This window comes from Methylobacterium sp. WL64 (assembly GCF_008039945.1).
Lineage (GTDB): Bacteria > Pseudomonadota > Alphaproteobacteria > Rhizobiales > Beijerinckiaceae > Methylobacterium.
Genome location: NZ_VRVA01000147.1, coordinates 1 through 11,199, shown reverse-complemented (window position 1 = coordinate 11,199; position 11,199 = coordinate 1). Strand labels below are relative to the sequence as shown.

Annotated in this window: 6 protein-coding genes, 1 tRNA gene and 1 pseudogene; 2 read left to right on the top strand and 6 right to left on the bottom strand. The window is 72.8% G+C overall.

Features of this window, described 5'->3' with window-relative positions:
• Positions 1-156: 156 nt before the first annotated feature.
• Positions 157-1,497 carry an efflux RND transporter periplasmic adaptor subunit gene (locus tag FV242_RS29925; RefSeq protein ID WP_246692951.1) on the top strand — a complete coding sequence of 447 codons (1,341 nt, stop codon included), beginning with the start codon at positions 157-159 and terminating at the stop codon, positions 1,495-1,497.
• A 10-nt stretch (positions 1,498-1,507) separates the two neighbouring features.
• Positions 1,508-4,690 (top strand): annotated as a pseudogene (locus FV242_RS29920) (efflux RND transporter permease subunit); the annotation flags it as partial.
• On the opposite strand, the gene FV242_RS29915 reads toward FV242_RS29920, so the two are convergent.
• From FV242_RS29915 to FV242_RS29890, 6 genes are all read right to left on the bottom strand, one after another.
• Positions 4,669-7,914, bottom strand: a complete 3,246-nt coding sequence (locus FV242_RS29915; protein WP_246692950.1) for an efflux RND transporter permease subunit — start codon at positions 7,912-7,914, stop codon at positions 4,669-4,671. The pseudogene FV242_RS29920 and the gene FV242_RS29915 sit on opposite strands and share 22 nt — an antisense overlap.
• Positions 7,911-9,335 (bottom strand): efflux RND transporter periplasmic adaptor subunit, encoded by a 1,425-nt coding sequence (locus FV242_RS29910; protein WP_147941455.1) that lies wholly within the window; start codon positions 9,333-9,335, stop codon positions 7,911-7,913. The genes FV242_RS29915 and FV242_RS29910 overlap by 4 nt, the downstream gene beginning before the upstream one ends.
• Entirely contained in the window at positions 9,332-9,751 is a 420-nt protein-coding gene (locus tag FV242_RS29905) for a FixH family protein (protein ID WP_147941454.1), read from the bottom strand. The genes FV242_RS29910 and FV242_RS29905 overlap by 4 nt, the downstream gene beginning before the upstream one ends.
• A 77-nt stretch (positions 9,752-9,828) precedes the next feature.
• On the bottom strand, positions 9,829-10,302 hold the full coding sequence (locus FV242_RS29900; RefSeq protein ID WP_147941457.1) for a hypothetical protein: 474 nt from the start codon (positions 10,300-10,302) through the stop codon (positions 9,829-9,831).
• A 47-nt stretch (positions 10,303-10,349) separates the two neighbouring features.
• Positions 10,350-10,784 carry a thiol-disulfide oxidoreductase DCC family protein gene (locus tag FV242_RS29895; protein ID WP_147909414.1) on the bottom strand — a complete coding sequence of 145 codons (435 nt, stop codon included), beginning with the start codon at positions 10,782-10,784 and terminating at the stop codon, positions 10,350-10,352.
• Positions 10,785-11,046: 262 nt separating this feature from the next.
• Positions 11,047-11,122, bottom strand: a tRNA-Ile gene (locus FV242_RS29890).
• Positions 11,123-11,199 lie beyond the last annotated feature (77 nt).

Sequence of the window (11,199 nt, the reverse complement as noted above, 5' to 3'; positions counted from 1 at the left end):
CGCCTGAGCCGACGCCGCCGGTCTCGGCGCGCGTCCTGGCCGGCCTGCCCGCGCGGGCGTCCGGCTCGCCCTCACGCGTCATCTGAACGGGATTCCCCGGACGCCGCCGAGCGGCGCGCCGCGGTCCCGGCCGAGCAGGCCTCCATGCGTCTCCGTATGTCCGTTCTCCTCCTCTCCGCTCTCCTCCTGGCCGCCGGCATCGTCGTCGGGGCCGCGGTTCCGGGCGTGTCCGGCTTCGTCCGGGACAGCCTCGGGGCGGTCGGCCTGACCCGGGCCGCCGGCCATCCCGGCTCCGAGGCCGCCGGGCACGATCACGACCCTGGCCCGACGCGGGCCGCCGCGCCGGAAGGGCGAGAATCCCAGAACCAGGCGCACCAGAGTGAAGGGCATCCGGACCACGAGCACGCCGAGGCGGGCGTGATCCGGATGCGGCCCGAACAGGTCGCGGCGCAGGGCATCGCGGTCGCGCCGGTCATCGGCGGCACGCTGGCCCGACACCTCCTCGTCCCCGGCACCATCACCCCCGATACCGACCGGATCGCCCGGGTTCCCGCCCGGGTGGTCGGGACCGTCGCGGAGATGCGCAAGCGCCTGGGCGACGCCGTCCAGAAGGACGAGGTCGTGGCCGTGCTCGACAGCCGGGAGGTCGCCGACGCCAAGAGCGAGTACCTGACCGCCCTGGTCCAGGTCGAACTCCAGACGATCAACTTCGAGCGCCAGCAGAAGCTGCTGGCCTCGCGCTCGGCCTCGGAATCGGCGTTCCAGAGCGCCCGCGCGGCGTTCCTCGAGACCCGGCTGCGGGCCGACCTGGCGCGCCAGAAGCTGTCGGCGCTGGGGCTCGACGCCACCGCGGTCGCGGCCGCGCAGAAGCGCGACGAGGCGACCCCGACGCTCTCGACCCTGCGCCGCTACGAGCTGCGCGCTCCGTTCGCCGGTCGCGTGGTCGAGCGGAAGGTCGATGTCGGCTCGGCGGTCGGCAAGGAGGGCGACCCGGCCGAGATCTACCTGGTGGCCGACCTCTCCACCGTCTGGATCGAATTGTCGGTGCCGACCCTCGACCTCGCCCGGGTGCAGGAGGGCGCCCGCGTCACCGTCACCCCGGGCCGGGAGGGCGGCGGCCGCCACCAGGAGGGCCGGGTGATCTTCGTGAGCCCGTTCCTCAACCCGGAGACCCGCTCGGCCCGGGTCGTGGTCGCCCTGCCCAACGCCGACCTGGCCTGGCGCCCCGGTACCTTCGTCACCGCCGAGATCGAGATCGACCGGGATCCCGTGCCGGTCCGGGTGCCCAAGGCGGCGCTCCAGACCGTGGCGGGTGCGCGTGTGGTCTTCGTCCGCACGCCGGAGGGCTTCGCGATGCGCTCGGTCGAGCTCGGGCGCTCCGACGACGAATCCTACGCGGTCACCGCGGGCCTCGCAGCCGGCACCGAGATCGCGGTCGGCAACACCTTCCTGCTGAAGGCCGAGCTCGGCAAGGCCGAAGCCGGCCACGACGATTGAGGCGCCGGACATGCTCAGCCGCATCCTCGACGTCGCGATCCGCCAGCGCTGGCTGGTCCTGCTCCTCGTGCTGCTGGCGGCCGGCTTCGGCGCCACGGCGCTGACCAGGCTGCCGATCGACGCGGTGCCCGACATCACCAACAACCAGGTGCAGATCAACACCCTGGCGCCGTCGCTGTCGCGGGTCGATATGGAGCGTCAGGTGACCTATCCGGTCGAGACCGCGCTCGCCGGCATCAAGGGGCTCGACCACACCCGCTCGCTCTCGCGCAACGGCTTCTCGCAGGTCACCGCGGTCTTCGACGAGCGGCTCGACATCTACTTCGCCCGCCAGCAGATCGCCGAGCGCCTGTCGCAGGTGAAGGGCGACCTGCCGCCCGGCGCCGAGCCGCATATGGGCCCGATCTCCACGGGGCTGGGCGAGATCACCATGTGGTCGGTCCAGTACGCCAAGCCCGGCGGCCGGACGGTCGCCCCCGCGGGCCGGCCGGGCTGGCAACCGGACGGGAGCTACCTGACCCCGGAGGGCCAGAGTCTCGCCACCGAGCTGGAGCGGAACGCCTACCTGCGCACCGTGCAGGACTGGATCATCCGGCCCCAGATCCGCACCGTGCCGGGGGTGGCCGGGGTCGATGGCATCGGCGGCTACGAGAAGCAGTACCACGTCCAGCCGGACCCGACGAAGCTGACCGCTCTCGACCTGTCCTTCGGCGACGTCGTCCGGGCGCTCGAGGCCAACAACGCCAACCAGGGCGCCCGCTACCTCGAGGATAACGGTGAGGGCTACGTCGTGCGCGCCGCGGGCCGGCTGGAGAGCATGGAGGCGATCGCCGACGTGGTGGTGGCCACGCGGGGTGGCGTGCCGGTGCGGGTCCGGGACGTGGCAGCCCTGCGGTTCGGGCGCGAATTGCGCACCGGCTCGGGCAGCGTGGACGGCCGGGAGGCCGTGATCGGCACCGCCCTGATGCGGATCGGCGAGAACAGCCGCACGGTCGCGGCCGCGGTCGAGGCCCGCATGGCTCAGATCCGGCGGACGCTGCCGCCCGGGATCGTGGTGCGGACGGTGCTCGACCGGACGGTCCTGGTCGAGGCCACGATCCGCACGGTGGCCCGGAACCTCGCCGAGGGCGCGGCCCTGGTGATCGCGGTCCTGTTCCTGCTGCTCGGCAACATCCGGGCGGCCCTGGTCACGGCCCTGGTGATCCCGGTCGCCATGCTGATGACGGTGACCGGCATGGTCGAGGCCAGAATCTCGGCCAACCTGATGAGCCTCGGCGCCCTGGATTTCGGCCTGATCGTCGATGGCGCGGTGATCATCACCGAGAACGCGCTGCGCCACCTCGCCGAGCGCCAGCAGGCGCTGGGCCGCGGACTCACCCTGGAGGAGCGCCTGCAGACGGTCCGGGCCTCGGCCGAGGAGATGATCCGGCCGTCGCTGTACGGGCAGGCGATCATCATCCTGGTCTACGGGCCGCTCCTGACCTTCACGGGGGTCGAGGGCAAGATGTTCGAGCCGATGGCGCTGACCGTGATCCTCGCGCTGGCCTGCGCGTTCGTCCTGTCGCTGACCTTCGTGCCGGCCATGATCGCCATCGTGATCACCGGCCGGGTCACCGAGGCCGACAACCCGCTGATCCGGGGCCTGAAGGCGGCCTACCGGCCGCTGCTCGCCGCGGCGATCCGGGCGCCGGCGCCGTTCCTGGGGGCGGCCCTGCTGCTGCTGGCCGGGGCCGGCCTGCTGGCGGCCCGGCTCGGCACCGAGTTCATCCCGCTCCTTGACGAGAAGAGCATCGCGCTCAACGCCAGCCGGATCCCCTCGACCTCCCTGACCCAGTCGCAGGCGATGCAGCTCAAGGTCGAGGAGGTCGTGGCTGGCTTCCCGCAGGTGGCCACCGTGTTCTCGAAGACCGGCACCGCCGAGATCGCCTCCGACCCGATGCCGCCGAGCGCCTCGGACACCTTCGTGATCCTGAAGCCGCAGGCGGAGTGGCCCGATCCCACGCTCACCAAGGCGGCCCTGCAGGCGCAGATCGAGGCGGCCGTGGGCGAACTCGCCGGCAACATCTACGAGTTCTCCCAGCCGATCCAGCTGCGCTTCAACGAGCTGCTGGCCGGGACCCGGGGCGACCTCGCCGTCAAGGTGTTCGGCGACGCGTTCGAGCCGATGCTCAAGACCGCCAACCAGATCGCCGCGATCCTGCGTGGCATCGACGGGGCCGACGACGTGAAGGTCGAGCAGATCGCCGGCCTGCCGGTCTTCGAGATCGGGATCGACCGGACCGAGGCGGCGCGGCTGGGCCTCAGCACCGGAGCGATCCAGGAGGTGATCGGCGCCGCGATCGGCGGCCGGGAGGCCGGTTCCGTGTTCGAGGGCGACCGGCGCGTCCCGATCGTGGTGCGCCTGACCGACGCCGTCCGGGAGGACCGCGAGGCCCTGGAGAACCTGCCCGTCCCCCTCCCCCCGGGACCGAACGGCAAGGTCGCCTCCGTGCTGCTGCGGCAGGTCGCCAGCTTCTCGGTGACCGAGGGGCCGAACCAGATCTCGCGGGAGAACGGCCAGCGGCGTGTCGTCGTCACCGCCAACGTGCGCGGCCGGGACATCGGTTCGCTGGTAGACGAAGCGCAGGCGAAGGTCGCCGAGCAGGTCGCGCTGCCGGCCGGCTCCTACGTGACCTGGGGTGGCCAGTTCGAGAACCTCGCCTCGGCCCGGCGGCGCCTGACCCTGGTGGTGCCGGTCTGCTTCGGCCTGATCTTCCTGCTGCTGACCTCGGCGCTCGGCAGCGCGCGCGACGCGCTCCTGGTGTTCTCCGCGGTGCCGCTGGCGCTCACCGGCGGGATCGCGGCCCTGTGGCTGCGGGGCATGCCGCTGTCGGTGCCGGCCGCGGTCGGGTTCATCGCGCTCTCGGGCGTCGCGGTGCTGAACGGCCTGGTGATGCTGAGCTTCATCAAGCAGCTCGTCGCCGAGGGCCGGCCCCTGCGGGCGGCGATCCTGGAGGGGGCCGTGACCCGCCTGCGGCCCGTGGCGATGACCGCCCTGGTCGCGTCCCTGGGCTTCGTCCCGATGGCGCTCGCCGCCGGAACGGGCGCCGAGGTGCAGCGGCCGCTCGCCACCGTGGTGATCGGCGGCCTGATCAGCGCGACCCTGCTGACCCTGGTGGTCCTGCCGGCCCTCTACGCGCGCTTCGGGAGGGCCGAGCGGGCCGCGGCCCCGGCCGAGCCCGGCAGGTCGGACTCAGCTTGTAGGCCGGACTCAGCTTGTAGGCCGGACTCAGCTTGTAGGCCGGACTCAGCTTGTAGGTCGGACTCGGCCGGCAGGCCCCTGCCCTTGACCAGGCCGTAGACCGCCGGGATCACGATCAGGGTCAGGAGCGTCGAGGAGGCCATGCCGCCGATCATCGGCACGGCGATCCGCTGCATCACCTCGGAGCCCGCGCCGGTGCTCCACAGGATCGGCAGGAGGCCGGCCATGATCGCCACGACGGTCATCATCTTCGGGCGGACCCGCTCCACCGCCCCGACCATGATGGCCGCGCGCAGGTCCGCGCGGGTGAGGGGCCGCCCGGCGCGGGCCGCCTCCGCGCGCCGCTCGGCGAGCGCCTGGTCGAGATAGACCAGCATCAGGATCCCGGTCTCGGCGGCGACGCCGGCCAGCGCGATGAAGCCCACCGCCACGGCGACCGACAGGTGGAACCCCATCGCCCACATCAGCCAGACGCCGCCGACCAGCGCGAAGGGCAGCGACAGCAGCACGATCAGCGTCTCGGTCACCCGGCGGAACACGAGGTAGAGCAGCAGCACGATCACCAGCAGGGTCGCCGGGACGACGATCCGCAGCCGGGCCTCGGCCCGCTCCAGGGCCTCGAACTGGCCGCTCCACTGGAGCGTCACGCCCTCGGGCAGCGGTACCGCGCGCGCCACCACGTCCCGCGCCTCCGCGACGTAGCCGCCGAGGTCGCGCCCGGCGATGTCGACGTAGAGGTAGAGCGCGGGCCGCCCGTTCTCGCTCCGGATCGACGTCGGCCCGCGTACGAGCTGGATCGTCGCGACCGCCCCCAGCGGCACGGTCCCCCCGCCCGGGAGCGCCACCTGGACGTCATCGGCGATCGCCTGCGGGTCGGACCGCAGGGCCCGCGGGTAGCGCACGCTGACGCCGTAGCGCTCGCGCCCCTCAACGGTTGTGGTGACGGTCGCGGCGCCGAGCGCGGTGGCAACGACGTCCTGGACGTCGCCGACGGTAAGCCCGTAGCGGCCGAGCGCCTCCCGATCGGGGGTGATGTCGAGGAAGGTGCCGCCCACCACCCGCTCGGCATAGGCGCTCGCGGTGCCCGGGACCGTGCGGATTGCCGCCTCGACCGTCCGGGCGACCGGTTCCAGGGCGGCGAGGTCCGGGCCGAACAGCTTGACGCCCACGGGGGTGCGGATGCCGGTGGCCAGCATGTCGATCCGGGCCCGGATCGGCTGGGTCCAGGCGTTGGACACGCCGGGAAACTGCAGGGCCTTGTCCATCTCGGCCCGCAGGCTCGCCAGCGTCACCCCGGGCCGCCACGCCTCCGGGGCCTTGAGCCGGATGATCGTCTCGAACATCTCCAGCGGCGCCGGGTCGGTCGCGGTGCCGGCGCGTCCCGCCTTGCCGTAGACCGAGGCGACCTCCGGGAACGTCTTGATGATCCGGTCCTGGGTCGCCAGCAGCTCGGCCGCCTTGGTGATGGAGAGGCCCGGCAGGGTCGTGGGCATGTAGAGCAGCGTGCCCTCGTTGAGCTCGGGCATGAATTCCGAGCCGAGCTGGCGCGCCGGCCAGATCGTGGCGGCCAGCATCCCGAGCGCCAGGACGAGCGTCAGGATCCGCGCCCGCAGCACCGCGGCGATCAGCGGCCGGTAAACCCCGATCAGCAGCCGATTCACCGGGTTGCGGTGCTCCGGGACGATCCGGCCGCGCACGAACAGGATCATCAGCGCCGGCACCAGGGTCACCGACAGCAGCGCCGCCGCCGCCATCGCGAAGGTCTTGGTGACGGCGAGCGGCCCGAACAGCCGGCCCTCCTGGCTCTCCAGGCTGAAGATCGGCAGGAACGAGACGGTGATCACCAGGAGCGACAGGAACAGCGACGGCCCGACCTCGGCGGCGGCCCCGACCAGGATCTCGGCGCGCGGCCGGCCCGGCGGCGCGCGCTCCAGGTGCTTGTGGGCGTTCTCGATCATCACGATGGCGGCGTCGATCATCGCCCCGACCGCGATGGCGATGCCGCCCAGGCTCATGATGTCGGCGCCGAGCCCGAGCGCCCGCATCGCCGCGAACGCCATCAGGATCCCCACCGGCAGCATCAGGATCGCCACCAGCGCGCTGCGCAGGTGCAGCAGGAACACGACGCAGACCAGCGCGACGATCGCGCATTCCTCGACCAGGGTGTGGGTCAGCGTCGCGATCGCGGCGTCGATGAGTTGCGACCGGTCGTAGACCGGCACGATCTCGGTGCCCGACGGCAGGCTCCTGGCGATCTCGTCGAGGCGATCCTTGACGCTCGCGATGACGGCGCGGGCGTTGGCGGCGAAGCGCTGCACCACGATGCCGCCCGCGACCTCGCCGGCCCCGTCGAGTTCGGCGATCCCGCGCCGCTCGTCGGGCCCGATCTCGACCCGGGCGACGTCGCGCACCCGCACCGGCGTGCCGTTGTCGGTCTTGAGCACGACGGCGCCGATGTCTGCGGTGCCCTTGAGGTAGCCCCGGCCGCGCACCACCACCTCGAACTCGGACAGCTCGACCGTGCGGCCGCCGACATCGGCGTTGCTCGCCCGGATGGCCTCGCGCAGGCGGTTCAGGCTGATGCCCTGCGCCCGCAGGCGGTTCGGGTCGACCACCACGGTGTACTGCTTGACGAAGCCGCCCACCGGGGCGACCTCCGCCACCCCCTCCCCGCGCGAGGCCGCGAACCGGACCACCCAATCCTGTAGGGAGCGCAGCTCGGCGAGCGTCCGCTGCCGGGCCAGGATCACGTATTGGTAGACCCAGCCGATCCCGGTGGCGTCGGGCCCGAGCGTCGGGATCACCCCGGCGGGCAGGCGGCCGCCGGCGCCGTTGAGGATCTCGAGCACCCGCGAGCGCGCCCAATACGGGTCGGTGCCGTCTGCGGAGATGACGGTGACGAACGAGACCCCGAACATCGAGACCCCGCGCACGACCTTGGCGCGCGGCACGGTCAGCATCGCGGTGGTCAGCGGGTAGGTGACCTGGTCCTCGACCACCTGCGGCGCCTGGCCCGGATACTCGGTGTAGACGATGGTCTGCACGTCCGAGAGATCCGGGATCGCGTCCAGCGGCAGGGTGCGCAGGGCCTGGACTCCCGCCGCTACCGCGAAGACGGTGCCGATCAGCACGAGCACGAGGTTGCGCGCCGACCAGGCGATCAGCCGGGCGATCATCGCCCGGCCTCCCAGTCGGCCGGCGGGGCGGCGAGGCTTGCCAGCGCCGCCTTCAGGTTGCTCTCGGCGTCGATCAGAAAATTCGCCGCGGTGACGACCCGCTCGCCGGCCCGGAGGCCCGCGCGGATCTCGACGTAGCCCTCGCCGCGCCGCCCGATCTCGACCGCGCGGGGCGCGAACCGCCCCTCCCCGGCCTCGATCAGCACCGCCTGGCGCGCGCCGGTCTCGATCACGGCCCCCTCGGGCACCGCCACCACCGGCTCGGTGGAGCCCGTGGCGATCTCCACATCGGCGTACATGTCGGGCAGGAGCAGCCCGTCCGGGTTCGGCAGCGCGATGCGGATGCGGGTCGCGCGGGTCTCGCGGTTCACCTGCGGGTAGATCATCCCGACCTGGCCGGTGGCAGTCCGGCCGGGCACCCGCACGGTCGCGGCCTGGCCCACGCGGATGCCGGCGAGATCGCGCTCCGGCACGTCGGCCAGCACCCAGACCTGCGACAGGTCGGCGATCCGGAACAGGGTGTCGCCGGCCGCGGCCTTCATGCCCTCCACGGCCCGGCGCTCCAGGACCAGCCCGTCCCGGGGCGAGGCCCAGGTGATCGCCCGCGGCACCGTCCGGGTGCGCTCCATCTCGGCGATCACGGCCTCGGAGACGTTCAGGTTGCGGATGCGGCGCCGGGCGCCGTCGAAGCCCGGATTGGCGATGAGCTGCGCGGCGGCGGCGTTGATCTCCGGCGCGTAGACCGAGACCAGATTCTGCCCCTTCCGGACCCGGTCGCCGGTGGTGACGTCCTCGACATGGTCGACATAGGCGTCCGCGCGGGTCGCCACCACGGTGACCCGGCGCTCGTCGAGCGCCACCGTGCCCGGCACCCGCACCGGCCGGGACACGACCCGGCGCTCGACCACGGCGCTGCGCACGCCGGTGCGCTGGATCCGGCCCGGCGAGACCGTGACGGTGTCCGGGTCCGGGTCGCCGCCGGCGTAGACCGGGATGTAGTCCATCCCCATCGAATCCTTCTTGGGTATCGGCGAGGTGTCGGGCAGGCCCATCGGGTTGCGGTAGTAGCGCACCGTCCGGCCGGGATCTTTTTTTGGCCCGTCGCCCTCCCCCGGCCCGGCCCGACCCGGAACGTCCTCCGTGGCGGGCCGGTCGAATCGGAGATCCTCGCTGGCCTGGACGGCCCGGAACAGGCGCCCGTCCTCGGTCATCATCGGCGACAGGGAATAGACCGGCTTGCCGTCCGGATCCTGGTAATAGACCACCGGCCCGGTGGCGGCGGACGGCTCGGCGGCGAAGCCCGCCCAGGCCCGCGCGAACAGCGGGACCGGATCGGGGCCGCCCATGCGTCCCGCCCCATAGCCGGCGCCCCCCGCCGCCAGGGCGGCGACGGTTCCGGCCAGCCAAACCGGGCGGCTCACGGCACGGCCTGGAAGACGAGCTTGTCGCTGACGGTGCCGGCCTCGCCCTGGACCTTCGCGCCCAGCGACAGCCGCCAGCCCCCCGCCATGGTGAGCTTGGTCCTGAACCGGTAGAGGCCCGGCTCCGTGGACGGGAGCTGCGCGAGGGTCGAGGTCATCTCGTCCATGCTGTCCGGGGCCATGTCGATGCGCTTGGCGAAGATCACCGCGTCGGTGACCGGCTGGCCGCTGCGCGTGTCGACCAGGCGGACCGTCAGGACCGCCTCGCCGACCTTGGCCTCCCGGGTGACGAGTTCGAACCGGTAATCCGCCGGCGCGGCGCGGGCCGGAGCGCACAGGGCAGTGCCGACGAGCGCGGCCGTGCAGGCGCGCGCCAAGGATCGGGCAACGGATTGGGCAACGGATTGGAAGGTCACACAGAATCTCCTGAACACGATGGCCGGCCGCACGGGCGTGCAGCCTCACGCGGGCGTCATGGCCCGCGGCATCGGGTTCAGGCTCGGGGCGGCTCGGGCGGCGGCGTTCCGGTCACGCTGGCGAACCGTGCCGCCTTCCGGGCGAACAGAGGCGCTCCGGTGGCGAACGGCACCGGCAGGCCGACCCCGGACGGCGGCAAGGAGGCGAGGCCGGCGAGGCACAGGGCCATCAGCGGGCAGCCCTTGAGACAGCCCGTGGACCCGTCCCCGTCCCCGGGCTGCTGGTCCGGCGGCGTCGCGGCCTCGGGCGGGCAGCAGGGCATGGCGTCCATGGCGGCGCCCGCCATGTTGTCCTTTTGCGCCAAGTCCTTCTGCGCCAAGTCCTTCTGCGCCATCGCGTGGCCGTGCTCATGCGGCGCGGCCCGCTCCGCTCGGGCCATCGTCGGCGCATGCATGCCGGCGACCGCCGCAGGGGCGGCGACCGGAAGCAGGGCGAGGCTGAGAACCGCCAGGAGCGGAAGCAGCCGCCGAAGGGCCAGCCAGAGGATCACGGTGTCAGGATGCCAGCTTTCTGGGCGAGGCGGAAGCGCCTCATCGTTCACCGGCGATCCGATGCCGGTTCGCGCGGGTCGCGCGCGCAGTCTGAGCGTCCTCGGCGGGTGATCAGCCGCGCCAGCCGCGGCCGCAGGGGCAGGGACAACCGGTAGGCCGCCTCCGCGACGGGCAGGATGGGCCGCAGCCCGAAGACGCGCAGCTCGACGAGGCGGCCGAGCCAGCGCCAGTTCGGCAGGACGCGCCACAGCCGCGCGAACGCCGCCGCCCCCGACACGAGCCGGCCGTCCGCGCCGCGCACGTGGAAGCGCCGCAGGGCGTCGCCCCGGTCGAGATCCGGCCCCAGGCCGGCCGCCGGCGCATCGCGCCCGACATCGACGAAGGCGATCCGCTCGGCCCCGCGGCAGTCGCGGTAATGGCCGATCTCGGCCCGGCAGAGCGGGCAGCCGCCATCGTAGTAGACGGTCAGGTCGGAGCTCATCGGATCAGCGCTCATGGTTTGCCGGGCGACACCTCACCCCGTGCCCGCAGCACGAGAGGTGGGCTGGCAGCGACCGGGTTTCGGTGCAGGCCCTGATCCAACGCCGGAGCACTCCGATCGCCCCGCGGGCGGACGTTGTCTCAGGGTCGCAGATGGTCCGGCCCGTGCCTTGGAAACCGTGCCGATGCCGGGCGAGGCTGACACAGCCGGTTGCGCGAGGGGGCCGAAAAGGCTGTCGGGCCGCAAGGTTCTGCGGGACGGATGGTGGGCCCGGCAGGACTCGAACCTGCAACCAGACCGTTATGAGCGGTCGGCTCTAACCATTGAGCTACAGGCCCTACGCCCACTCGAACGGATAGCCGATCGGGGGGCGCCCGTCACCCGGATTTCGTCGGAGCGCGGGGGCGCCGGGGGC

What these genes read in the sequence shown, in the direction of transcription:
- FV242_RS29925 (WP_246692951.1), top strand. Translation starts at nt 157, where the DNA reads ATGTCCGTTCTCCTCCTCTCCGCTCTCCTCCTGGCCGCCGGCATCGTC.
- FV242_RS29915 (WP_246692950.1), bottom strand. Translation starts at nt 7,914, where the DNA reads ATGATCGCCCGGCTGATCGCCTGGTCGGCGCGCAACCTCGTGCTCGTG.
- FV242_RS29895 (WP_147909414.1), bottom strand. Translation starts at nt 10,784, where the DNA reads ATGAGCTCCGACCTGACCGTCTACTACGATGGCGGCTGCCCGCTCTGC.